The sequence below is a fragment of the Streptococcus mitis genome (assembly GCF_003942965.1).
Taxonomy (GTDB): domain Bacteria; phylum Bacillota; class Bacilli; order Lactobacillales; family Streptococcaceae; genus Streptococcus; species Streptococcus mitis_BH.
This window is the reverse complement of record NZ_RJOG01000018.1, coordinates 13245-38568: the sequence shown is the minus strand read 5'-3', so window position 1 is coordinate 38568 and position 25324 is coordinate 13245. Positions and strand designations below refer to the sequence as shown.

Below are 25324 nucleotides of genomic sequence, written 5' to 3'. Positions count from 1 at the left end.
GGAAGTGTGGCGACACATGTAGCGGACTAATACTAATAGCTCGAGGACTTATCCAAAGTAACTGAGAATATGAAAGCGAGCGGTTTTCTTGGTTTGAATAGATATTCAATTTTGAGTAGGTATTACTCAGAGTTAAGTGACGATAGCCTAGGAGATACACCTGTACCCATGCCGAACACAGAAGTTAAGCCCTAGAACGCCGGAAGTAGTTGGGGGTTGCCCCCTGTGAGATATGGAAGTCGCTTAGCTTTATTCCGCCATAGCTCAGTTGGTAGTAGCGCATGACTGTTAATCATGATGTCGTAGGTTCGAGTCCTACTGGCGGAGTAGTTAATTAAGAGAGGTTAAGTCCTCTTTTTTTATTTTCGTAAACATAAAAATAGGCTCTTTGTCAACTTTAGTGGGGTGAAGAAAAGATAATATCTAGAAAGGACAAATTTCGTCCTTTCTTTTTTGATGTTTATAGCGATGAAAATTCTTTTTTTGAAGTTTTTAAAGTTCCGAAAACCAAAGACATTATGCTTGATAAGTTTGATGAAATTATTCATTGCTTCCAATTTGGGCGTTGTAATAGGGTGATTGAAGAGTATTGCCGATTTTATATTTGTCCTTGAGAAAAAATTTAAAAACAGTCTGAAAAATCTGATGCTATGCGTTTTTCTTAATTTAAGATTTTACCTCAGTCTCTTTTAGTATTTAACACAGTTCACAGTTAATAAGGTCTATAATAGTCTAATTTAGGTAGTAAATTTGTTCCTATTTTGTTAACTTTTCCTATTTATTATCTTGTTGAGGTTGGTATTTGAGCAATTCAGGAATTGATAATATCTGTTTATAATTTTTTGTTAGAATAAGGTCATAAAAAGAAAAGGAGTATATATTTATGCTACAAAGTATTTATGATCAGATGACAGATTTCTATAACAGTATCGAAGAAGAGTATGCTACTTTCTTTGGTGATAGTTGGGAATGGGAACATTTTCATTTTAAATTTTTGATTTATTATTTAGTTCGATATGGCATTGGGTGTCGTAGGGATTTTATCGTTTACCATTATCGTGTTGCTTATCGTTTGTATCTTGAAAAGATGATAATGAATCGAGGTTTTATTTCTTGTTGAGGCAGCACGAGTGAATTCCCGAACTAATTTACTCTTTTACGGAACAATTATGATAAATAGCTGTTAATTTTTCTAAAATATTTTTTAATAGTTGGAAATAGCAAATCTTTCTATTGTTTCTTCTTGATAAAAAGGCGAATTTTTCTTATAATAAATTGTAAGATATAATTGCAGGTGAGAGTCCTGCCATGTATGTGAGAAAGGAAGAGCCTGAGAGCTCAGACAAAATTATGACTTCAGTTGTTGTTGTAGGTACCCAATGGGGTGATGAAGGTAAAGGGAAGATTACAGACTTCCTTTCAGCGAATGCAGAAGTGATTGCACGTTACCAAGGTGGTGATAATGCAGGTCACACGATTGTGATTGATGGTAAGAAATTTAAGTTGCACTTGATTCCATCTGGAATTTTCTTCCCTGAAAAAATCTCTGTTATTGGGAATGGTATGGTTGTAAATCCTAAATCTCTTGTAAAAGAGTTGAGCTATCTTCATGAGGAAGGTGTTACAACTGATAACTTGCGTATTTCTGATCGCGCGCATGTCATTTTGCCTTATCATATCGAGTTGGATCGTTTGCAAGAAGAAGCTAAAGGCGACAATAAGATTGGTACTACAATTAAGGGAATTGGTCCAGCTTATATGGACAAGGCTGCTCGTGTTGGGATTCGTATTGCAGATCTTTTGGATAAAGATATTTTCCGTGAGCGTTTAGAACGTAACCTTGCTGAAAAGAATCGTCTTTTTGAAAAATTGTATGACAGTAAAGCGATTGCTTTCGATGATATTTTTGAAGAATATTACGAATATGGTCAACAAATCAAGAAATATGTGACAGACACATCTGTCATTTTGAATGATGCGCTTGATAATGGTAAGCGTGTGCTTTTTGAAGGTGCACAAGGTGTTATGCTAGATATCGACCAAGGTACGTATCCATTTGTTACGTCATCAAACCCTGTGGCTGGTGGTGTTACAATTGGCTCTGGTGTTGGTCCAAGTAAGATTGACAAGGTTGTTGGTGTATGTAAAGCCTATACGAGTCGTGTAGGAGACGGTCCTTTCCCAACTGAGTTGTTTGATGAAGTGGGAGAACGTATCCGTGAAGTCGGTCATGAATATGGTACAACAACTGGTCGTCCACGTCGTGTGGGATGGTTTGATTCAGTTGTGATGCGCCATAGCCGTCGCGTTTCTGGTATTACTAACCTTTCATTGAACTCTATCGATGTTTTGAGTGGTTTAGATACTGTGAAAATCTGTGTGGCCTATGATCTTGATGGTCAACGTATTGACTATTATCCAGCTAGTCTTGAGCAATTGAAACGTTGCAAGCCTATCTATGAAGAGTTGCCAGGTTGGTCAGAAGATATTACCGGAGTTCGTAATTTGGAAGATCTTCCTGAGAATGCGCGTAACTATGTTCGTCGTGTGAGTGAATTGGTTGGCGTTCGTATTTCTACTTTCTCAGTAGGTCCTGGTCGTGAACAAACAAATATTTTAGAAAGTGTTTGGTCCTAAGAGATTTTTAAGATTTGTTTAAGATAGGTCGGGTATACTATAGACAGTTACAAGAAGACCTCCTAACTTGTTGTAACAAATATCCTAAACTTTTCTTTTTCATAATAATCTCCCTATAAAGTCACCGCATTCGGTGGCTTTTTTTGTCTTGGGATTCATGATATAATAATAAAATCGATAAGTAGTAAAAGGGAAATTGATGAATTATACAGTTGAAGAAAAAGAAGTCTTTATGAGGGAAGCTTTGAGAGAGGCTGAGATTGCTCTTGAACACGATGAAATTCCAATTGGTTGTGTGATTGTCAAGGACGGAGAAATCATTGGTCGTGGACATAATGCACGTGAGGAGTTGCAGCGAGCGGTTATGCACGCAGAGATTATGGCTATAGAGAATGCGAACCTGAGTGAGGAGAGCTGGCGCTTGCTGGATTGCACGCTTTTTGTGACCATTGAGCCTTGTGTCATGTGTAGCGGGGCGATTGGGCTTGCCCGTATTCCAAACGTGGTCTATGGGGCTAAAAACCAGAAATTTGGCGCTGCTGGGAGTTTGTATGATATCTTGACAGATGAGCGTCTCAATCATCGTGTGGAGGTTGAAACGGGAATTTTGGAGGATGAATGCGCAGCTATTATGCAGGACTTTTTTAGAAATAGACGGAAAAAATAATTTTGCTTTTAAAATGAATAGGAATGTGATATAATTAATAGTGGAGCAACAGTTCTGCGTGAAGCGGGTCAGGGGAGGAATCCAGCAGCCCTAAGCGATTTGAATTGTGTGCTCTTTTTTTCGTGCTTTTTCCGAATAAATAAGATAGAATAATCTAGAATAAATGATAATAGAAAAGAGAAGATGATGAAAATTCGTGGTTTTGAATTGGTTTCGACTTTTACAGATGAAAATTTATTGCCCAAGCGTGAGACGGCGCATGCGGCTGGTTACGACTTAAAGGTTGCTGTGCGTACGGTTATTGCTCCAGGAGAGATTGTATTGGTTCCGACAGGGGTTAAGGCTTATATGCAACCGACTGAGGTTCTATACCTATATGATCGTTCTTCAAACCCTCGTAAGAAGGGCTTGGTTTTAATTAACTCGGTTGGGGTCATTGATGGGGATTATTATGGAAATCCTGGGAATGAAGGGCATATTTTTGCTCAGATGAAGAATATTACAGATCAAGAAGTTGTTCTTGAAGTTGGGGAACGTGTGGTTCAGGCTGTCTTTGCTCCTTTCTTAATTGCAGATGGAGATGCGGCAGACGGCGTGCGGACTGGTGGATTTGGATCGACAGGGCACTAGGATGAAGATTATCTTTGTGCGTCACGGGGAGCCAGGTTATCGTGAGTTAGAGGAGCGTTCTTATACGGGATTTGGGATAGATTTGGCACCCTTGTCTGAGAAGGGACGGCACCAAGCCCAGAAACTGATCACCAATCCTTTACTCCCTTCAGCTGAAATAATCATATCTTCTGCAGTCACAAGAGCTTTAGAAACGGCTTCTTATGTGGTTTGTGCTACGGGTCTTCCTTTAAGAGTAGAGCCTTTGTTACATGAATGGCAGGTCTATGAAAGTGGCACAGATAATTTTGAAAAAGCTCGTACTATGTTTCTAGAAAATAATGGGGAGTTACTTCCTAATAGTCCTATTCAATATGAGACAGCTACGGAGATGAAGTCTCGTTTTCTAGAATGTATGTCTAAGTATCGAGAACACCAGACTGTGGTAGTTGTCGCTCATAACATGCTCATGCGTCAGTTTGTGCCAAATGAAAAGATTGATTTTTGCCAAGTGATTGAGTGTGAGTTAGAGATATAGAAAGAGGTTTATTATCGCAAAGAAAAAAGCGACATTTGTATGTCAAAATTGTGGGTATAATTCCCCTAAATATCTGGGACGTTGCCCCAACTGTGGGTCTTGGTCTTCTTTTGTAGAAGAGGTTGAGGTTGCCGAGGTCAAGAATGCGCGTGTGTCCTTGACAGGTGAGAAAACCAAGCCCATGAAACTGGCTGAGGTGACTTCAATCAATGTCAATCGAACCAAGACGGAGATGGAGGAATTCAACCGTGTACTTGGAGGCGGAGTGGTACCAGGAAGTCTCGTCCTAATCGGTGGGGATCCTGGAATCGGGAAATCGACTCTTCTCCTACAAGTCTCAACCCAGTTGTCCCAAGTGGGAACGGTTCTCTACGTCAGTGGGGAGGAGTCTGCCCAGCAGATTAAACTACGTGCAGAGCGTTTGGGAGATATTGATAGCGAGTTTTATCTCTATGCAGAGACCAATATGCAGAGTGTTCGAGCTGAAGTAGAAAGAATCCAGCCAAACTTCCTCATTATTGACTCCATCCAGACTATTATGTCTCCCGAGATTTCAGGGGTACAGGGATCTGTTTCTCAAGTGCGTGAGGTGACTGCTGAGCTCATGCAGCTGGCTAAAACCAATAATATTGCCATCTTTATCGTAGGGCATGTGACCAAGGAAGGAACCTTAGCTGGTCCTCGTATGTTGGAGCATATGGTGGATACGGTGCTTTACTTTGAAGGGGAGCGCCACCATACCTTTCGTATTTTGAGAGCGGTCAAAAACCGTTTTGGTTCCACTAATGAGATTGGGATTTTTGAGATGCAGTCGGGCGGTTTGGTTGAGGTACTCAATCCGAGTCAAGTTTTTCTAGAGGAGCGTTTGGATGGGGCGACTGGTTCGTCAATCGTTGTGACTATGGAAGGGACGCGTCCAATTTTGGCGGAGGTTCAGGCTTTGGTAACACCGACCATGTTTGGAAATGCCAAGCGTACAACGACAGGACTTGACTTTAATCGTGCTAGCTTGATTATGGCTGTCTTGGAAAAACGAGCAGGTCTTCTCTTACAAAATCAGGATGCCTACCTCAAATCTGCTGGCGGTGTTAAATTGGATGAACCTGCCATTGACTTAGCTGTTGCAGTTGCCATTGCTTCGAGCTATAAAGACAAGCCAACCAATCCTCAGGAATGTTTTGTAGGAGAACTTGGTTTGACAGGAGAGATTCGGCGCGTGAATCGTATCGAGCAACGCATCAATGAAGCTGCTAAACTTGGATTTACAAAAATCTATGTACCTAAGAATTCCTTGACAGGAATCACTCCGCCTAAGGAAATTCAGGTCATTGGCGTGACAACGATTCAGGAAGTTTTGAAAAAGGTTTTTGTTTAATCTGTGACAAATCCTCTTAAAAATGATAAGATAGGAGAAATATTTGACTATCAAATTTTCAAGGAGGGAATCGTGTCGTATTTTGAACAGTTTATGCAAGCCAATCAGGCTTATGTTGCCCTACATGGGCAGTTAAATCTGCCACTTAAACCCAAAACTAGAGTAGCCATTGTGACCTGTATGGACTCTCGTTTGCACGTTGCGCAAGCTCTAGGTTTGGCACTTGGGGATGCTCATATCTTGCGGAATGCAGGTGGTCGAGTGACTGAGGACATGATTCGTTCGCTAGTTATTTCCCAGCAACAAATGGGGACAAGAGAGATTGTGGTGTTGCACCATACAGACTGTGGTGCTCAGACCTTTGAAAATGGGCCTTTTCAGGAGTATTTAAAAGAGGAACTAGGTGTCGATGTGTCAGATCAGGACTTTTTGCCCTTCCAAGATATAGAGGAGAGTATGCGTGAGGATATGCAACTTCTTATCGAGTCTCCCTTAATACCAGATGATGTCGTTATCTCTGGTGCTATTTACGATGTAGATACAGGAAGTATGACAGTCGTAGAATTATAAATACTTCATTTAGAAAGAGAGTGTATGAAGAAAAACAGTATTTTATTTATTTTTATTTTATTGCTATGTATTGGTTTACAGTATGAAACCATCTACTATACGGACGGTTCGATGTCAGGTGCGGAATATGGACTAATGGGAGTTTCTGTCTTTCTAGCTCTCTTTTACATGATTCCAGCTCTTTATTTCCTTTTCCGTATTGGGAAAAAATGGGAATTGCCAAAGAATGCCTTGATCTTGTCTTTATTGGGTGGGATGTTCCTTTCAGGCTGGTTGTCTAGTTTTTCTAATACCTATATCCATGATTTACTGGGTGCTCTTTTCCCAGATAGTGCATTTTTAAATGCCTTTGAAAGTGCTATTGTGGCTCCTTTGGTAGAAGAACCCTTGAAATTGTTGCCACTTGTTTTTGTTTTAGCTTTGATTCCTGTGCGAAAATTAAAATCTTTGTTTTTACTAGGAATTGCTTCTGGTTTGGGATTCCAAATGATTGAGGATATTGGCTATATTCGTACGGATTTGCCAGAGGGCTTTGACTTTACTATTTCGAGAATTTTAGAGCGTATCATCTCAGGAATTGCCTCTCACTGGACTTTTTCAGGTCTGGCTGTAGTAGGTGTTTACTTGCTTTACAGAGCCTATAAAGGGCAGAAGGTTGGCAAGAAACAGGGGCTTATTTTCCTAGGTTTAGCCTTGGGAACTCATTTCTTGTTTAACTCTCCTTTTGTGGAGTTGGAGACAGAGTTGCCATTAGCGATTTCAGTGGTTACGGCTATTACTCTCTATGGTTTTTATCAGGCGTATCGTTTTGTTGAGAAGCACAATGAGTTGATGAACTAGAATATTTTTTAAAAGAATGATGCAGGGGCACAAATATGCTGCCCTTCTTTTATTTTTGATTGAAAAATAGCGTAAAAAGCGCTACAATGGTAGATGGAAAAATCTTGTGAAAAGCACAAGCGATACATATATACCGGAGGAAATCATGTCTTTTTCTGATTTAAAGCTGTTTGCCCTTTCTTCTAATCAAGAATTGGCAAAACGTGTAGCGCAGGAGATTGGGATAGAGTTGGGGAAATCAAGTGTTCGCCAATTTTCAGATGGAGAGATTCAGGTCAACATCGAAGAATCAATCCGTGGGAAACACGTCTTTATCCTACAATCAACTAGTTCGCCTGTAAATGACAATCTGCTTGAAATTTTGATTATGGTAGATGCTTTGAAGCGTGCGAGTGCAGAATCTGTCAATGTTGTCATGCCTTACTATGGGTATGCACGTCAGGATAGAAAGGCGAGAGCGCGTGAGCCAATCACTTCAAAACTTGTCGCAAATATGCTTGAAGTAGCTGGAGTGGATCGTTTATTGACCATCGACTTGCATGCTGCGCAGATTCAAGGATTCTTTGATATTCCTGTGGATCATTTGGTGGGGGCTCCTCTGATTGCGGATTATTTTGAGCGTCGTGGCATGGTTGGTTCTGACTATGTGGTTGTCAGCCCAGACCATGGAGGTGTGACTCGTGCCCGTAAGTTGGCAGAATTTTTGAAAACATCTATTGCTATCATTGACAAACGTCGTAGCGTTGATAAGATGAATACTAGTGAAGTCATGAATATCATCGGTAAGGTCGAAGGCAAGACTTGTATCTTGATTGATGATATGATTGATACTGCTGGAACGATTTGTCACGCTGCAGATGCCCTTGCAGAAGCTGGTGCTGTTGAAGTCTATGCGAGCTGTACACACCCAGTTCTTTCTGGTCCTGCTATGGACAATATCCAAAAATCAGCTATTAAGAAATTGGTTGTTTTGGATACCATCTATCTGCCAGAAGAGCGTTTGATCGATAAGATTGAGCAAATTTCAATCGCTCATCTTCTAGGGGATGCTATTGTACGTATCCATGAAAAACGCCCACTTTCTCCACTTTTCAGTATTGAGAAAAAGATTTAAGATTTATTTCTAAAATTCACAAATACTAAAGGAATCAGAAGCTCTAAAAAATGGCAATAATGAATCGATTTGTTTAGAATTTTCATCAACTATTACTAGTGATAAAAAGATTTCATTTGCTTTTTCCGAAAGAGTTCTGATAAATTTCGTTAAAATTTTAAAAAAAATAAAAAATGCTTGACAATCTACATATATATGATATAATGTAGGCAGTAAGGTAAATCCTTATAATATAAATTAAAAAATTACAGAGGAGATAAAACAATGAAGAAAGTTTTATTGACATCAGCAGCAGTTCTTGCAGTATTTTCTGCAGCAGCGCCAGCATTTGCACAAGGTGAAAACCCAAATTCATCTAACCAATTGATCCAAAAGAAATATGTTTCTGAACGTGATATTGCAGATGAAGTAAATACACAAGTTGCAGCTCACGAAGCAGAAATCAACGCAGAAGCTGAAGGACAACCAGCAGTTGTAGCAGCTAAAGCAGCTCTTGAAGCATACGGTTCAGGTCACCTTTACGGCGAATATGTAGCTAAAGTTGACGCAGCTCGTGCAGAAGCTCGTAACATTGTTCGTAACCGTTACGTTCAAGTAATCCAAGAGAAAGTTCGTGCTGCAGCACAAGCTCAAGGTAACTACTGGAATGATGCTACTGGTATCGAAGACAACAAACCAAACGATGTTCGTATCGCTGATGATATCGAAAACAACACTGGTAAACGTCCAGGAGCAAGCAACGACGCAACTAACCCATCAGCTACTCCAGACCAAGGTAAACCAGGTGCAGTAGATCAAGCTAAAAAAGCTGACGACGCAGCTAAAAAAGCTGGTGTAGACGCTAAAGCTGGTCAAAAAGCTCTTCCAAAAACACACGCTGCTAAATAATTTTATTTAAAAAGTAGCCAATCACTGAAACTTGGTTTCAGTGATTTTTTTGATAAAAAATAAGGGAGGAAAAGATGAGTAGACGTTCTACGACAAAAAAATCACCAATTACTAAAATAATTGCTTCAATCGTTGCAGTGGCTCTCGTTGCTTTAGGAGGTTTTTTCCTCTATAAAAATTTCTTAGCGCCAACTGAAAAAGCGAGCGAAGCTAAAGTAGCCCAAACAACACAAAAAACTGATACGACATCAGCAGAAGAAAAAGAATATCTTAAGAATAAGTTCAGCGGTTTGCTAAGTACAAACTCTGAAACAGTTGGTTACGTATATATTCCAGGTACCCAGTTGGATGAACCAGTCGTTCAGACAACTGATAACTCAACTTACTTAGATAAGCGCTTTGATGGTGTCAACGAACCTTTGATGGGGACAGTCTTTATGGACACAGATAACAAGAAGGATTTTAATGATCATTTGACTTGGTTATTTGGTCACGCTCGTGGTAGTAAAGTGCCTGACCACCGTATGTTTAAAGATGTGAATTATTTCAGTCGTCAAGAGTATTTTGATGAGCATCCATATGTAGTTATTGAAACTCCGGAGAGAAAATATTATTATGAAACTGTTGCGATGATTATTGTACCGGAAGTAACAGCATTTTACCGTACTTCTTTTGATAGTGATCAGGATTTCCAAAAGCAGTTAACGACTATTTATGAGACTGCTGAAGTTAAGAAACCTAATGTGCAAGTATCAGCGAAAGACAAGTACTGTGTTCTCTCGACTTGTCGTGAAGAAGATGACACGATTCGTGCTAATCTTTACCTTCGTCAAATTCCAGATTCAGAAGTGACTGAGTTTGTGAAGCAACATAAGGATCAACTAGCTTACAAACCAACTAGATAGTTTTTAGTTTTAAGTGAGTTATTCATAATGTGGGATAATTTGGATAGATTTGATTTTACTTCCTATTATCTTATTGTTAGTTAATTTTTATTTCATTTAAATGATCTAAATAAATAAGTCAGTAATCTTTGATATTGCTGGCTTTTTTAATATTTTTTAGAAAAATATTTCTTTGTCATGCAAATTAAGATAGAGTGAGGAAGCAGATGCATTAGAAAACTAGTACTATAAAATTTCTTACCCCGTAAGTTTAGTCTATCTTGTTGGATGAGTTTCCAGTTATACTTTATGGATTACTCTTCAAACAAATAAGACTTTTACTCAGAGTAGATGAAATAAATATAGTATAGAAAATAGAAAGCAAATAAACTGAAAGCTTATAAAATAAAGTTTTTTATTATGCCGATTTTTTATTTATAATATAAATAAAAAGGCTTGATATTTGTAATATATTATTTGACTATATTATTGGAAAGCGTTATAATGAACCTGAATATGATTTTATAAAAGGGGTTTCAAAATGGATAAAAAGAAAATCATTTTAACAAGCTTGGCTAGTGTAGCTGTTTTAGGAGCTGCGCTTGCTGCGTCTCAACCGTCACTTGTAAAAGCTGAAGAGCAACCTACAGCTAGTCAACCAGCCGGAGAAACTGGAACTAAATCAGAAGTTACAAGTCCAGAAATTAAACAAGCAGAAGCTGATGCTAAAGCTGCTGAAGCTAAAGTTACTGAAGCTCAAGCAAAAGTAGATACAACTACTCCTGTGGCTGATGAAGCAGCTAAAAAACTTGAAACTGAGAAAAAAGAAGCTGATGAAGCTGACGCTGCAAAAACTAAAGCTGAAGAAGCTAAAAAAACTGCAGACGATGAATTAGCTGCTGCTAAAGAAAAAGCCGCTGAAGCTGACGCTAAAGCTAAAGAAGAAGCTAAAAAAGAAGAAGACGCTAAAAAAGAAGAAGCAGATTCTAAAGAAGCTTTAACCGAAGCTTTGAAACAACTTCCTGATAACGAATTGCTTGACAAAAAAGCAAAAGAAGATTTATTAAAGGCTGTAGAAGCTGGTGACTTAAAAGCTTCTGATATTCTTGCTGAATTAGCAGATGATGATAAAAAAGCTGAAGCTAATAAAGAAACTGAGAAAAAATTAAGAAATAAAGACCAAGCTAATGAAGCTAACGTTGCAACAACTCCAGCTGAAGAAGCTAAATCTAAAGATCAATTACCAGCAGACATTAAGGCTGGAATTGACAAAGCTGAAAAAGCAGATGCTGCTCGTCCTGCATCAGAAAAACTTCAAGATAAAGCTGATGATTTAGGTGAAAATGTTGATGAGCTTAAAAAAGAAGCGGATGCATTAAAAGCTGAAGAAGATAAAAAAGCTGAAACTCTTAAAAAACAAGAAGATACATTAAANGAAGCTAAAGAAGCTCTTAAATCTGCTAAAGATAATGGATTTGGTGAAGATATCACAGCACCACTAGAAAAAGCTGTAACTGCGATTGAAAAAGAGCGTGATGCTGCACAAAATGCATTTGATCAAGCTGCTTCGGATACTAAAGCTGTTGCTGATGAATTAAACAAACTTACTGATGAGTACAACAAAACTCTAGAAGAAGTGAAAGCAGCTAAAGAAAAAGAAGCTAACGAGCCAGCTAAACCGGTAGAAGAAGAACCAGCTAAACCAGCAGAAAAAACAGAAGCAGAAAAAGCTGCTGAAGCTAAAACAGAAGCTGATGCTAAAGTTGCTGAATTGCAGAAAAAAGCAGACGAAGCTAAAACAAAAGCAGATGAAGCTACAGCTAAAGCTACTAAAGAAGCTGAAGATGTAAAAGCTGCAGAAAAAGCAAAAGAAGAAGCAGATAAAGCTAAAACTGACGCAGAAGCTGAATTAGCTAAAGCTAAAGAAGAAGCTGAAAAAGCAAAAGCTAAAGTTGAAGAACTTAAAAAAGAAGAAAAAGATAACTTAGAAGCTCTTAAAGCTGCTTTAGATCAATTAGAAAAAGATATCGATGCTGATGCTACGATTACAAATAAAGAAGAAGCTAAAAAAGCATTAGGTAAAGAAGATATTTTAGCTGCAGTTGAAAAAGGCGACTTAACTGCAGGAGATGTTCTTAAAGAATTAGAAAATCAAAATGCGACTGCTGAAGCTACTAAAGATCAAGATCCTCAAGCTGACGAAATCGGTGCTACAAAACAAGAAGGTAAACCTTTATCTGAGCTTCCAGCTGCTGATAAAGAAAAACTAGATGCTGCTTATAACAAAGAAGCTTCTAAACCAATTGTTAAAAAACTTCAAGATATCGCTGATGATTTAGTTGAAAAAATCGAAAAATTAACTAAAGTAGCTGATAAAGACAAAGCTGATGCTACTGAAAAAGCTAAAGCAGTAGAAGAAAAAAATGCTGCATTAGATAAACAAAAAGAAACTTTAGACAAAGCTAAAGCAGCGCTTGAAACAGCTAAGAAAAACCAAGCTGATCAAGCTATTCAAGATGGATTACAAGATGCTGTTACTAAATTAGAAGCTTCTTTTGCTTCTGCTAAAACTGCTGCTGATGAAGCTCAAGCTAAGTTCGACGAAGTTAACGAAGTAGTAAAAGCATACAAAGCTGCAATTGATGAACTAACTGATGATTACAACGCAACTTTAGGTCATATCGAAAACTTAAAAGAAGTTCCTAAAGGTGAAGAACCTAAAGACTTCAGTGGTGGCGTAAATGATGATGAAGCTCCATCTTCTACTCCTAATACTAATGAATTTACTGGTGGAGCAAATGATGCAGACGCTCCTACTGCTCCTAATGCTAATGAATTTGCTGGTGGTGTTAACGATGAAGAAGCACCAACAACTGAAAATAAACCAGAGTTTAACGGTGGAGTAAATGATGAAGAAGCACCTACTGTTCCTAATAAACCTGAAGGTGAAGCTCCAAAACCAACTGGCGAAAATGCCAAAGATGCTCCTGTTGTAAAACTTCCAGAATTTGGTGCAAACAATCCTGAAATCAAAAAAATCTTAGACGAAATCGCTAAAGTAAAAGAACAAATCAAAGATGGTGAAGAGAACGGCTCTGAAGATTATTACGTTGAGGGATTAAAAGAACGTTTAGCAGATTTAGAAGAAGCATTCGATACTTTATCTAAGAACCTCCCAGCAGTGAACAAAGTTCCAGAATACACAGGTCCTGTGACTCCTGAAAATGGACAAACTCAACCAGCAGTAAATACTCCTGGTGGGCAACAAGGTGGTTCTAGTCAACAAACTCCTGCAGTACAACAAGGTGGTTCTGGCCAACAAGCTCCTGCAGTACAACAAGGTGGTTCTAATCAACAAGTTCCTGCAGTACAACAAACTAACACACCAGCTGTAGCAGGAACTAGCCAAGATAACACATACCAAGCACCAGCTGCAAAAGAGGAAGATAAAAAAGAACTTCCAAATACTGGTGGTCAAGAAAGCGCTGCATTAGCATCAGTAGGATTCCTTGGATTACTCCTTGGTGCTCTACCATTTGTTAAGCGCAAAAACTAAATTACAATAAAGGAGAAGGATGAAGGTCCTTCTCTTTTTAGTTCGATTGGGTTTATAGAGATTCATTTGCTAATGAAATTGTACGACATAGTTTATATCATTTTTCGTTAAGAAAGTCACAATTTGCTGGGTGCATACTATCTTTTAAAAGTCGCTTTTTAAGCGTTTTTATGATATAATAATGCGCAAGAGGTTTAGAATGAAAAAAAATGATTTAACCCTATTTACTGTAATTCTATTAGGGATTGCGATTTTTGGAATCCTAACAGTTTTGATTATTTTTTCAAAAAGTAATTTTTTAATAATCAGTCTCTTATTTTTATTTATTCTGCTTTTTTTATTTTTATTCATACAACAAAAAAAAGAGTATGAAAAAGTCGAGATAGAACAAATCCAGTATGTAAACCACCAAGCTGAAGATAGTTTGACAACCTTGTTAGAACAGATGCCTGTCGGAGTTATTAAACTAGACTTATCGTCAGGTGAAGTTGAATGGTTCAATCCTTATGCTGAATTAATCTTGACTAATGAAGCTGGAGAGATTGATGTGGCATTAATTCAAACAATTATAAAGGCTTCTGTAGGGAATCCAGGTTCTTATGCCACCTTGGGTGAGACTCGCTATTCGGTTCATATGGACAAGGTATCTGGAGTTCTTTACTTCTTTGATGTGTCTGGAGAATACGAAGCGACTGTTGAGTTAGTGACAAGTCGACCTGTGATTGGGATTGTCTCCGTTGACAACTACGATGATTTAGAAGATGAAACATCAGAGTCTGATATCAGTCATATCAATAGTTTTGTAGCTAATTTTGTTTCAGAATTTGCTGGGAAACATGCTATGTTCTCTCGTCGAGTGAGTATGGATCGCTTTTATCTTTTTACTGATTATACCGTACTTGAAGAGTTGATGAATGATAAATTTTCTGTTATTGATGCATTCAGAGAAGAGGCGAAACAGAGACAGCTGCCTTTGACCTTAAGTATGGGATTTTCTTATGGTGACGGAAATCATGATGAGATAGGGAAAGTTGCTTTGCTCAATTTGAACCTGGCTGAAGTGCGTGGTGGAGACCAGGTGGTTGTCAAGGAGAATGACGAAACGAAAAATCCCGTTTATTTTGGTGGTGGATCTGCGGCGTCAATCAAACGTACAAGGACACGTACGCGCGCTATGATGACGGCTATTTCAGATAAGATTCGGAGTGTAGATCAGGTTTTTGTAGTTGGTCACAAAAACCTTGATATGGATGCTTTGGGTTCTGCTGTAGGTATGCAGTTGTTTGCCAGCAATGTAATTGAAAATAGCTATGCTATTTATGACGAAGAACAAATGTCGCCGGATATTGAACGAGCTGTTTCATTCTTAGAAAAAGAAGGAGTCACGAAGTTGTTGTCTGTTAAGGATGCAATGGGAATGGTGACCAATCGTTCTTTGTTGATTCTTGTAGACCATTCAAAGACAGCTTTAACTTTATCAAAAGATTTTTATAATTTATTTACTCAAACCATTGTTATTGACCACCACAGAAGGGATCAGGATTTCCCAGACAATGCAGTTATCACTTATATCGAAAGTGGTGCAAGTAGTGCCAGTGAGTTGGTAACGGAATTGATCCAGTTCCAGAATTCTAAGAAAAATCGTTTGAGTCGTATGCAAGCGAGTGTTTTAATGGCTGGTATGATGTTGGATACTAAAAATTTCACTTCACGAGTGACTAGTCGGACATTTGATGTTGCTAGCTATCTCAGAACGCGCGGAAGTGATAGCATTGCTATCCAGGAAATGGCTGCGACGGATTTTGAAGAATATCGTGAGGTCAATGAACTGATTTTACAGGGGCGTAAATTAGGTTCAGATGTACTAATAGCAGAGGCTAAGGACTCAAAATGCTATGATATAGTTGTTATTAGTAAGGCAGCAGATGCCATGTTAGCTATGTCAGGTATTGAAGCGAGTTTTGTTCTTGCGAAGAATACACAAGGATTTATCTCGATTTCAGCTCGCAGTCGTAGTAAGCTGAATGTACAACGGATTATGGAAGAGCTGGGAGGTGGAGGTCACTTTAATTTGGCAGCAGCTCAAATTAAAGATTTAACCTTGTCAGAAGCAGGTGAAAAACTGACAGAAATTGTATTAAATGAAATAAAGGAAAAGGAGAAAGAAGAATGAAAGTAATCTTTTTAGCAGATGTCAAAGGAAAAGGGAAAAAAGGCGAAATTAAGGAAGTACCAACAGGGTATGCGCAAAACTTTCTTATCAAAAAGAATCTAGCCAAAGAAGCGACTGCTCAAGCTGTAGGTGAACTTCGTGGTAAACAAAAATCTGAAGAAAAAGCTCACGCTGAGATGATTGCAGAAGCAAAAGCAATTAAAGCCCAACTTGAAGCAGAAGAAACTGTTGTAGAATTTGTTGAAAAGGTTGGTCCAGATGGCCGTACCTTTGGTTCTATTACTAATAAGAAAATTGCAGAAGAATTGCAAAAGCAATTTGGAATTAAGATTGATAAACGTCATATTCAAGTACAAGCTCCGATTAGAGCAGTTGGTTTGATTGATGTACCAGTGAAAATCTATCAAGATATCACAAGTGTAATCAATCTTCGTGTGAAAGAAGGGTAAATTTACACTTTCTTGACAAGATTGTAAAAGGAAGGGAAGTCTGATGGCAGAAGTAGAAGAGTTACGAGTACAACCTCAAGATATCTTAGCTGAGCAATCCGTTTTGGGGGCTATCTTTATTGACGAGAGTAAGCTTGTTTTTGTGCGAGAATATATTGAGTCTCGGGACTTTTTTAAGTATGCCCATCGTTTGATTTTCCAAGCTATGGTCGATTTATCCGATCGTGGCGATGCTATAGATGCAACAACGGTTCGTACCATTCTTGATAATCAAGGTGATTTGCAAAATATTGGTGGTCTGTCTTACTTGGTTGAGATTGTCAATTCTGTGCCAACTTCTGCTAATGCGGAGTATTATGCTAAAATTGTTGCAGAAAAGGCTATGCTACGGCGATTAATCGCCAAGTTGACAGAGTCTGTCAATCAAGCTTACGAGGCTTCTCAACCAGCTGATGAAATCATTGCTCAGGCAGAAAAAGGACTGATTGATGTCAGCGAAAATGCTAATCGAAGTGGATTTAAGAACATTCGAGATGTGTTGAATATCAACTTTGGAAATCTGGAAGCTCGCTCGCAACAAACGACCGATATTACAGGGATTGCGACAGGTTATCGTGATTTGGATCATATGACGACTGGTCTTCATGAGGAGGAGTTGATTATCTTAGCAGCTCGTCCGGCGGTTGGTAAGACAGCCTTTGCCTTGAATATTGCTCAGAATATTGGGACTAAGTTGGACAAAACAGTTGCTATTTTTTCACTCGAAATGGGTGCGGAAAGTCTAGTGGACCGTATGTTGGCGGCAGAAGGTTTGGTGGAATCGCATTCTATCCGTACGGGTCAATTGACTGATGAGGAGTGGCAAAAATATACCATTGCTCAAGGGAATCTAGCTAATGCAAGTATCTATATCGATGATACGCCAGGGATTCGGATTACAGAGATTCGTTCTCGCTCTCGTAAACTAGCTCAAGAAACTGGAAATCTTGGTTTGATTTTGATAGACTATTTGCAGCTTATCACGGGAACTGGTCGAGAAAATCGTCAACAAGAGGTTTCAGAAATTTCACGTCAGTTGAAAATTTTAGCTAAGGAACTGAAGGTTCCAGTAATCGCTCTAAGTCAGCTTTCTCGTGGTGTAGAACAACGTCAGGATAAGAGACCAGTATTGTCTGATATTCGTGAATCTGGGTCTATTGAGCAGGACGCTGATATCGTAGCCTTTCTTTATCGCGATGATTATTATGAGCGTGGTGGTGAAGAAGAGGAAGGTATCCCAAATAATAAGGTAGAAGTTATTATTGAGAAAAACCGTAGTGGAGCTCGTGGAACGGTGGAATTAATTTTCCAAAAAGAATACAATAAATTTTCAAGTATCTCAAAGAGGGAGGCATAAGATGTCAGATGCATTTACAGATGTAGCTAAGATGAAAAAAATCAAAGAAGAAATCAAGGCACATGAGGGACAAGTCGTAGAAATGACTTTGGAGAATGGTCGTAAGCGCCAAAAAAATAGATTAGGTAAGCTAATCGAGGTTTATCCGTCTCTATTTATCGTGGAATTTGGGAATGTTGAAGGAGATAAACAAGCTAATGTTTACGTTGAATCCTTTACTTACTCAGATATTCTTACTGAAAAGAATTTGATTCATTATCTTGACTAAAGTGAGAAATTTTCTCACTTTTTCTTTTTTCTCCGAATAGTTTAAGTGAAGGTAATCTTCGATTTATATTATTTTTCAAGGAGGAAGAATGAAAAGTTCATCATTTACAGTAGCAGAGACAGGTTTTTCTTTTAGAAAATCAGTTAAAAAGGTTGTTCCTTTTTTAGTAGTAGGATTGATGCTATCAGCGGGTGAAAGTGTCTATGCCAATTCTGGAGGAAGTGGATCGATTGCGCGTGGGGATGATTATCCTGCTTACTATAAAAATGGTAGCCAGACGATTGATAAGTGGCGGATGTATTCTCGCCAGTGTACTTCTTTTGCAGCCTTTCGCTTGAGTAGTGTGAATGGTTTTGAGCTACCAGGAGCTTATGGGAATGCTAACGAATGGGGATATCGTGCTCGTCGTGAAGGTTATCGTGTCGATAATAAACCAGCAATTGGAGCTATTGCTTGGTCTACAGCAGGGGGCTATGGACATGTTGCTTGGGTTTCAAATGTGATGGGAGATAATATAGAAATTGAGGAATATAACTATGATTATAAAGGTAACTATAATAAACGAATTGTAAAAGCAAGCAAGATGACCGGTTTTATTCATTTTAAAGATATAGCTGGTAATTCAACACAGGTATCAAATAGTTCAAAGGATTTAGTAAGCAATTCTCAGGAGGAGTCAAATGGTTCTAATGAAGTGTCAAACAATCAAGTTGTAACGATTCAGCCTTCTTATTCAACAAAAGGAACTCATTATTTTAAGACAAAAGCTGCTATCAAAACTCAACCATTATCAACTGCAACTACACTTGCCTATTATGATCCAGGTGAGAATGTTCATTATGATCAGGTGATAGAAAAGGATGGTTACAAGTGGTTAAGTTACATTTCGTATAGTGGAAATCGTCGTTATATTCAGTTGGAGGGAGTGACTTCGTCACAGAATCAATCAGTAAATAGCTCTAATCATAGCTTAAATAATGGATTGACTGTTGGTTGGAAGAAAATAAATGGTAGTTGGTATTATTTCAAATCAGATGGTTCCAAGGCGACGGGATGGCTGAAAGATGGTTCTACCTGGTATTATTTGAAATCATCTGGTGAAATGCAGACAGGATGGTTAAAGGAAAATGGTCTGTGGTACTATCTGGATAGTTCAGGAGCAATGAAAACAGGTTGGTATCAAGTCTCAGGTAAGTGGTATTATTCTTACTCTTCAGGCGCCTTGGCTGTGAATACGACGGTGGATGGCTACAGAGTAAACAGTAATGGAGAACGAGTATAGAAAATTGGAGTAGGAAATTTTTCCTACTCTTTTCTGTAAGCAGTTTCCTTGACATTTTTTTTGTTTTGCGCTATCATATGTCCATATAATATATGGGAGTCTGTGTACAGTCTGAGAGGAAGTGTTAAACTTCGACCGCACCTGATCTGGGTAATGCCAGCGTAGGGAACGATACTTAGTCTATTCTTGACCTTTTCCATATATGGTAAAGGTTTTTCTTTTTGTCAAAGGAAAACAAGAAGAGGAGGTTGTTATGAAAGCAAGCATTGCCTTGCAAGTTTTACCCCTATCACAGGGGATTGATAGAATAGCTGTTATTGATCAGGTCATTGCTTATCTGAAAGCTCAAGAAGTGACCATGGTGGTGACACCATTTGAAACGGTCTTGGAAGGAGAGTTTGATGAGCTCATGCGCATTCTCAAAGAAGCGCTGGAAGTGGCAGGGCAGGAGGCAGATAATGTCTTTGCCAATGTCAAAATAAATGTAGGAGAGATTTTAAGTATTGATGAGAAACTTGAAAAGTATACTGAGACGACACATTAGTCTGTTGGGCTTTCTAGGGGTCTTGTCAATCTGGCAGCTAGCAGGGTTGCTTAAACTTCTTCCTAAGTTTATCCTGCCGACCCCTCTTGAAATTCTCCAGGCCTTTGTTCGTGACAGAGAATTTCTCTGGCACCATAGCTGGGCCACCTTGAGAGTGGCTTTGCTAGGTCTAATTTTGGGAGTCTTGATTGCCTGTCTCATGGCTGTGCTCATGGATAGTTTGACTTGGCTCAATGACCTGATTTACCCTATGATGGTGGTTGTTCAGACCATTCCGACTATTGCCATAGCTCCTATCTTGGTCTTGTGGCTAGGTTATGGGATTTTGCCCAAGATTGTCTTGATTATCTTGACGACAACCTTCCCCATCATCGTCAGCATTTTGGACGGTTTTAGGCATTGTGACAAGGATATGCTGACCTTGTTTAGTCTGATGCGAGCCAAGCCTTGGCAAATCCTGTGGCATTTTAAAATTCCAGTCAGCCTGCCTTACTTTTATGCAGGTCTGAGGGTCAGTGTCTCCTACGCCTTCATCACAACAGTGGTATCTGAGTGGTTGGGAGGCTTTGAAGGACTAGGTGTCTACATGATTCAGTCCAAGAAACTGTTTCAGTATGATACCATGTTTGCCATTATTATTCTGGTATCGGTTATCAGCCTTCTCGGTATGAAATTGGTCGATATTAGTGAAAAATATGTTATTAAATGGAAACGTTTGTAACATAAGAATGTTTCAAAAAAGAAAAGAGGAAATCAAAATGAAGAAAACATGGAAAGTGTTTTTAACGCTTGTAACAGCTCTTGTAGCTGTTGTGCTTGTGGCCTGTGGTCAAGGAACTGCTTCTAAAGACAACAAAGAGGCAGAACTCAAGAAAATCGACTTTATCCTAGACTGGACTCCAAATACTAACCACACAGGGCTTTATGTTGCTAAGGAAAAAGGTTATTTCAAAGAAGCTGGAGTGGATGTTGATTTGAAATTGCCACCAGAAGAAAGTTCTTCTGACTTGGTTATTAACGGTAAGGCACCATTTGCAGTCTATTTCCAAGACTATATGGCTAAAAAATTGGAAAAAGGAGCAGGAATTACTGCCGTTGCAGCTATCGTAGAGCACAATACATCAGGAATCATTTCTCGTAAATCTGACAATGTAGCTAGTCCAAAAGACTTGGTTGGTAAGAAATACGGGACTTGGAATGACCCAACGGAACTTGCTATGTTGAAAACCTTAGTAGAATCACAAGGTGGGGACTTTGAGAAGGTGGAAAAAGTACCAAATAACGACTCAAACTCTATCACACCGATTGCTAATGGTGTCTTTGACACTGCTTGGATCTACTATGGATGGGATGGAATTCTGGCTAAATCTCAAGGTGTAGATGCTAACTTTATGTACTTGAAAGACTACGTTAAAGAATTTGACTACTACTCACCAGTTATCATCGCCAACAACGACTACCTCAAAGACAACAAAGAAGAAGCACGTAAAGTCATCCAAGCTATCAAAAAAGGTTACCAATATGCTATGGAGCATCCAGAAGAAGCTGCAGATATCCTCATCAAGAATGCGCCTGAACTCAAGGAAAAACGTGACTTTGTCATCGAATCTCAAAAATACTTGTCAAAAGAATACGCAAGCGACAAGGAAAAATGGGGTCAATTTGATGCAGCTCGCTGGAATGCCTTCTACAAATGGGATAAAGAAAATGGTATCCTTAAAGAAGACTTGACAGATAAAGGCTTCACCAACGAATTTGTAAAATAATGACAGAAATTAGACTAGAACACGTCAGTTATGCTTATGGTCAAGAGAGGATTTTAGAGGATATCAATCTGAAAGTGACTTCAGGTGAAGTGGTTTCTATCCTAGGCCCAAGTGGTGTTGGTAAGACTACGCTTTTCAACTTAATTGCGGGGATTTTAGAAGTTCAGTCAGGAAGAATTGTCCTTGATGGGGAGGAGAATCCCAAGGGGCGCGTGAGTTATATGTTGCAAAAGGATCTGCTCTTGGAACACAAGACGGTGCTTGGTAATATCATTCTGCCCCTCTTGATTCAAAAGGTGGATAAGGCAGAAGCTATTGCTCGCGCAGATGAAATTCTTGCGACCTTCCAGTTGACAGCTGTAAGAGATAAATACCCTCATGAACTTAGTGGCGGGATGCGCCAGCGTGTAGCCTTGCTTCGTACCTACCTTTTCGGGCACAAGCTTTTTCTCTTGGATGAGGCTTTTAGCGCCTTGGATGAGATGACCAAGATGGAACTCCACGCTTGGTATCTGGAGATTCACAAGCAGTTGCAGCTGACGACCCTGATTATCACGCATAGTATCGAAGAGGCTCTCAATCTTAGCGACCGCATTTATATCTTGAAAAATCGCCCTGGGCAGATTGTTTCAGAAATTAAACTAGATTGGTCTGAAGATGAGGACAAGGAAGTCCAAAAGATTGCCTACAAACGTCAAATCTTGGTAGAATTAGGCTTAGATAAGTAGAAAAATAGGGAGTTGGTGAAGATTATCCTTTACCAGCGCCCTTTTTCTTTTAAAAATGAGAAAATTTCGGTATAATAGTCAAAGATAGTCAAGGTTTAAAGAGAGAGGTGGGTTTGTAATGAGATTTAAAAATACATCGGATCATATTGAGGCCTACATCAAGGCGATTTTAGATCAATCTGGAATTGTGGAGTTGCAACGGAGTCAGTTAGCAGATACTTTTCAGGTTGTTCCTAGTCAGATCAACTATGTGATTAAGACACGCTTTACGGAAAGTAGAGGTTACTTGGTTGAAAGTAAGCGTGGTGGTGGAGGCTACATTCGTATAGGACGGATTGAGTTTTCTAGTCATCATGAAATGCTCCGAGAGCTGCTTTATTCGATTGGCGAGCGGGTCAGTCAAGAAATTTATGAGGATATTCTACAGCTTTTGGTTGAGCAGGAATTGATGACCAAGCAGGAGATGAATTTGCTGGTAGCAGTAGCTTTGGATCGCGTTCTAGGAGAAGAAGCTCCAGTTATTCGTGCTAATATGCTACGACAGGTCATACAAGAGGTAGATAGAAAAGGGAAGTAAGATGAACTATTCAAAAGCATTGAATGAATGTATCGAAAGTGCCTACATGGTGGCTGGCCATTTTGGAGCTCGTTATCTAGAGTCTTGGCACTTGTTGATTGCCATGTCTAATCACAGTTATAGTGTGGCAGGGGCAACTTTAAATGATTATCCGTATGAGATGGACCGTTTAGAAGAGGTGGCTTTGGAACTGACTGAAACGGACTATAGCCAGGATGAAACCTTTACGGAATTGCCGTTCTCCCATCGTTTGCAGGTTCTTTTTGATGAAGCAGAGTATGTAGCGTCAGTGGTCCATGCTAAGGTGCTAGGGACAGAGCACCTCCTTTATGCGATTTTGCATGATGGCAATGCCTTGGCGACTCGTATCTTGGAGAGGGCTGGTTTTTCTTATGAAGACAAGAAAGATCAGGTCAAGATTGCTGCCCTTCGTCGAAATTTAGAAGAACGTGCAGGTTGGACTCGTGAAGACCTCAAGGTTTTACGTCAACGTCATCGTACAGTAGCTGATAAGCAAAATTCTATGGCTAATATGATGGGCATGCCCCAGACTCCTAGTGGTGGTCTCGAGGATTATACGCATGATTTGACAGAGCAAGCGCGTTCTGGCAAGTTAGAACCAGTCATCGGTCGGGACAAGGAAATCTCGCGTATGATTCAAATCTTGAGCCGTAAAACCAAGAATAATCCTGTCTTGGTTGGGGATGCTGGTGTCGGGAAAACAGCTCTGGCGCTTGGTCTTGCCCAGCGTATTGCTAGTGGTGATGTACCTGCGGAAATGGCTAAGATGCGCGTGTTAGAGCTTGATTTGATGAATGTTGTTGCAGGTACACGTTTCCGTGGTGACTTTGAAGAACGCATGAACAATATCATCAAGGATATTGAAGAAGATGGCCAAGTCATCCTCTTTATCGATGAACTTCATACTATCATGGGTTCTGGTAGTGGAATTGACTCAACTCTGGATGCGGCCAATATCTTGAAGCCAGCCTTGGCGCGTGGCACCTTGAGAACGGTTGGTGCGACTACTCAGGAAGAATATCAAAAACACATTGAAAAAGACGCAGCCCTTTCTCGTCGTTTCGCTAAAGTGACGATTGAAGAGCCAAGTGTGGCAGACAGTATGACCATTTTGCAAGGTTTGAAGGTGACTTATGAGAAACATCACCGTGTACAAATCACAGATGAAGCGGTTGAAACAGCGGTTAAGATGGCTCATCGTTACTTAACCAGTCGTCACTTGCCAGACTCTGCTATCGATCTCTTGGATGAGGCAGCGGCAACAGTGCAAAATAAGGCAAAGCATGTAAAATCAGACGATTCAGGTTTGAGTCCAGCTGACAAGGCCTTGATGGATGGTAAGTGGAAACAGGTAGCTCAGCTAATCGCAAAAGAAGAGGAAGTGCCTGTCTATAAAGACTTGGTGACAGAGTCTGATATTTTGACCACCTTGAGTCGTTTGTCAGGTATTCCAGTCCAAAAACTGACTCAGACTGATGCTAAGAAATACCTGAACTTGGAAGCTGAACTACACAAGCGTGTCATCGGTCAAGATCAAGCAGTTTCAAGCATTAGTCGTGCCATTCGTCGCAATCAGTCTGGTATTCGTAGTCACAAGCGTCCGATTGGTTCCTTTATGTTCCTAGGACCGACGGGTGTCGGAAAGACCGAATTAGCCAAGGCTCTAGCAGAAGTTCTTTTTGATGACGAATCAGCCCTTATCCGCTTTGATATGAGTGAGTATATGGAGAAATTCGCAGCCAGCCGTCTTAACGGAGCTCCTCCGGGCTATGTGGGTTATGAAGAAGGTGGGGAGTTGACCGAGAAGGTCCGCAACAAACCCTATTCTGTTCTCCTTTTTGACGAGGTAGAGAAGGCCCACCCAGACATCTTTAATGTTCTCTTGCAGGTCTTGGATGATGGTGTCTTGACAGACAGTAAGGGACGCAAGGTAGACTTTTCAAATACTATTATCATCATGACATCAAACCTTGGTGCGACAGCCCTTCGGGATGATAAGACTGTTGGTTTTGGGGCCAAGGACATTCGTTTTGACCAGGAGAATATGGAAAAACGCATGTTTGAAGAGCTGAAAAAGGCTTATCGACCTGAGTTTATTAATCGTATTGATGAAAAGGTTGTCTTCCATAGCCTATCTAGCGACAATATGCAGGAAGTAGTGAAGATTATGGTTAAACCTTTAGTGGCAAGTTTGGCTGAAAAAGGCATTGACTTGAAATTACAAGCTTCCGCACTGAAATTATTGGCAAATCAAGGATATGACCCAGAGATGGGAGCTCGTCCACTTCGCAGAACTCTACAAACAGAAGTGGAAGACAAGTTGGCAGAACTTCTTCTCAAGGGAGAATTAGTGGCAGGCAGCACACTTAAGATTGGTGTCAAAGCAGGTCAGTTAAAATTTGATATTGCATAAAATGGAGAATCAGGAGCAATCTTGATTCT

The 25324-nt window shown here is 39.6% G+C and carries 23 protein-coding genes, 1 tRNA gene, 1 rRNA gene, 1 other RNA gene, 1 pseudogene and 1 riboswitch; of the genes and pseudogenes, 26 read left to right on the top strand and 1 reads right to left on the bottom strand.

Translation table 11 applies throughout. From position 1 onward, the window contains the following. Window positions 1-132: 132 nt before the first annotated feature. Window positions 133-248: ribosomal RNA gene (gene rrf, locus D8837_RS06720) — 5S ribosomal RNA — on the top strand. Between the two features lie 5 nt (window positions 249-253). Beyond that, window positions 254-327, top strand: a tRNA-Asn gene (locus D8837_RS06715). Between the two features lie 95 nt (window positions 328-422). Here D8837_RS06715 and D8837_RS06710 read toward each other — a convergent pair. Continuing rightward, a pseudogene (locus tag D8837_RS06710) lies at window positions 423-648 on the bottom strand (transposase); the annotation flags it as partial. Window positions 649-883: 235 nt separating this feature from the next. Between D8837_RS06710 and comW the strand changes: the two are divergent. From comW to D8837_RS06590, 24 genes are all read left to right on the top strand, one after another. Next, a complete protein-coding gene (gene comW / locus D8837_RS06705; RefSeq protein ID WP_049544022.1) occupies window positions 884-1120 on the top strand; it encodes a sigma(X)-activator ComW in 237 nt (78 codons plus the stop codon). Window positions 1121-1350: 230 nt separating this feature from the next. Then, entirely contained in the window at window positions 1351-2637 is a 1287-nt protein-coding gene (locus tag D8837_RS06700; protein WP_001832534.1) for an adenylosuccinate synthase, read from the top strand. 199 nt (window positions 2638-2836) lie between these two features. After that, entirely contained in the window at window positions 2837-3304 is a 468-nt protein-coding gene (gene tadA, locus D8837_RS06695; RefSeq protein ID WP_001110112.1) for a tRNA adenosine(34) deaminase TadA, read from the top strand. Between the two features lie 32 nt (window positions 3305-3336). Continuing rightward, an RNA gene (ffs, locus tag D8837_RS06690) (signal recognition particle sRNA small type) lies at window positions 3337-3435 on the top strand. 55 nt (window positions 3436-3490) lie between these two features. Beyond that, window positions 3491-3934 carry a dUTP diphosphatase gene (locus D8837_RS06685; protein ID WP_000702002.1) on the top strand — a complete coding sequence of 148 codons (444 nt, stop codon included), beginning with the start codon at window positions 3491-3493 and terminating at the stop codon, window positions 3932-3934. Beyond that, complete coding sequence (locus D8837_RS06680) at window positions 3885-4451, top strand: histidine phosphatase family protein (RefSeq protein WP_185755685.1); 567 nt, start codon at window positions 3885-3887, stop codon at window positions 4449-4451. Before D8837_RS06685 ends, D8837_RS06680 begins: the two co-directional genes overlap by 50 nt. 13 nt (window positions 4452-4464) lie before the next feature. Then, window positions 4465-5826 carry a DNA repair protein RadA gene (gene radA, locus D8837_RS06675; RefSeq protein ID WP_125456568.1) on the top strand — a complete coding sequence of 454 codons (1362 nt, stop codon included), beginning with the start codon at window positions 4465-4467 and terminating at the stop codon, window positions 5824-5826. 72 nt (window positions 5827-5898) lie between these two features. After that, a complete protein-coding gene (locus D8837_RS06670) occupies window positions 5899-6396 on the top strand; it encodes a beta-class carbonic anhydrase (protein WP_185755684.1) in 498 nt (165 codons plus the stop codon). A gap of 24 nt (window positions 6397-6420) precedes the next feature. Continuing rightward, window positions 6421-7236: a PrsW family intramembrane metalloprotease gene (locus D8837_RS06665; RefSeq protein WP_125456566.1), complete on the top strand. Its 816-nt coding sequence runs from the start codon at window positions 6421-6423 to the stop codon at window positions 7234-7236. 145 nt (window positions 7237-7381) lie between these two features. Continuing rightward, on the top strand, window positions 7382-8350 hold the full coding sequence (locus D8837_RS06660) for a ribose-phosphate diphosphokinase (protein ID WP_125456565.1): 969 nt from the start codon (window positions 7382-7384) through the stop codon (window positions 8348-8350). Window positions 8351-8614: 264 nt separating this feature from the next. Then, window positions 8615-9238: an amylase-binding adhesin AbpA gene (gene abpA / locus D8837_RS06655; RefSeq protein WP_125456564.1), complete on the top strand. Its 624-nt coding sequence runs from the start codon at window positions 8615-8617 to the stop codon at window positions 9236-9238. A 74-nt stretch (window positions 9239-9312) separates the two neighbouring features. Next, window positions 9313-10143 carry a class B sortase, LPKTxAVK-specific gene (gene srtB / locus D8837_RS06650; RefSeq protein ID WP_125456563.1) on the top strand — a complete coding sequence of 277 codons (831 nt, stop codon included), beginning with the start codon at window positions 9313-9315 and terminating at the stop codon, window positions 10141-10143. Window positions 10144-10663: 520 nt separating this feature from the next. Continuing rightward, window positions 10664-13678, top strand: a complete 3015-nt coding sequence (locus D8837_RS06645; protein ID WP_125456562.1) for an SIALI-17 repeat-containing surface protein — start codon at window positions 10664-10666, stop codon at window positions 13676-13678. 199 nt (window positions 13679-13877) lie between these two features. Beyond that, window positions 13878-15851 (top strand): DHH family phosphoesterase, encoded by a 1974-nt coding sequence (locus tag D8837_RS06640; protein WP_125456561.1) that lies wholly within the window; start codon window positions 13878-13880, stop codon window positions 15849-15851. Then, window positions 15848-16300, top strand: coding sequence for a 50S ribosomal protein L9 (rplI, locus tag D8837_RS06635; RefSeq protein ID WP_000864214.1), 453 nt, complete (start codon window positions 15848-15850; stop codon window positions 16298-16300). Before D8837_RS06640 ends, rplI begins: the two co-directional genes overlap by 4 nt. A 43-nt stretch (window positions 16301-16343) precedes the next feature. After that, the gene (gene dnaB / locus D8837_RS06630; protein ID WP_120770774.1) at window positions 16344-17696 is read left to right on the top strand and encodes a replicative DNA helicase; all 1353 of its coding nucleotides are present in this window, start codon (window positions 16344-16346) and stop codon (window positions 17694-17696) included. Window position 17697: 1 nt separating this feature from the next. Beyond that, a complete protein-coding gene (locus D8837_RS06625; RefSeq protein WP_001278169.1) occupies window positions 17698-17964 on the top strand; it encodes a Veg family protein in 267 nt (88 codons plus the stop codon). An 88-nt stretch (window positions 17965-18052) separates the two neighbouring features. After that, window positions 18053-19246 (top strand): SH3 domain-containing protein, encoded by a 1194-nt coding sequence (locus tag D8837_RS06620; RefSeq protein ID WP_125456560.1) that lies wholly within the window; start codon window positions 18053-18055, stop codon window positions 19244-19246. 82 nt (window positions 19247-19328) lie between these two features. Next, a riboswitch (TPP riboswitch) is annotated at window positions 19329-19431 on the top strand. Between the two features lie 68 nt (window positions 19432-19499). After that, window positions 19500-19790: a thiamine-binding protein gene (locus tag D8837_RS06615; protein WP_045612468.1), complete on the top strand. Its 291-nt coding sequence runs from the start codon at window positions 19500-19502 to the stop codon at window positions 19788-19790. Further along, window positions 19753-20511: an ABC transporter permease gene (locus D8837_RS06610; RefSeq protein WP_185755683.1), complete on the top strand. Its 759-nt coding sequence runs from the start codon at window positions 19753-19755 to the stop codon at window positions 20509-20511. The genes D8837_RS06615 and D8837_RS06610 overlap by 38 nt, the downstream gene beginning before the upstream one ends. Before the next feature lie 37 nt (window positions 20512-20548). Further along, complete coding sequence (locus D8837_RS06605) at window positions 20549-21556, top strand: ABC transporter substrate-binding protein (RefSeq protein WP_049501969.1); 1008 nt, start codon at window positions 20549-20551, stop codon at window positions 21554-21556. Then, window positions 21556-22284: an ABC transporter ATP-binding protein gene (locus D8837_RS06600; protein WP_050246574.1), complete on the top strand. Its 729-nt coding sequence runs from the start codon at window positions 21556-21558 to the stop codon at window positions 22282-22284. The genes D8837_RS06605 and D8837_RS06600 overlap by 1 nt, the downstream gene beginning before the upstream one ends. Window positions 22285-22402: 118 nt before the next feature. Continuing rightward, complete coding sequence (locus D8837_RS06595) at window positions 22403-22861, top strand: CtsR family transcriptional regulator (protein WP_049499116.1); 459 nt, start codon at window positions 22403-22405, stop codon at window positions 22859-22861. Between the two features lies 1 nt (window position 22862). Next, window positions 22863-25295, top strand: coding sequence for an ATP-dependent Clp protease ATP-binding subunit (locus D8837_RS06590; RefSeq protein ID WP_125456558.1), 2433 nt, complete (start codon window positions 22863-22865; stop codon window positions 25293-25295). The last annotated feature ends 29 nt before the right edge of the window (window positions 25296-25324 follow it).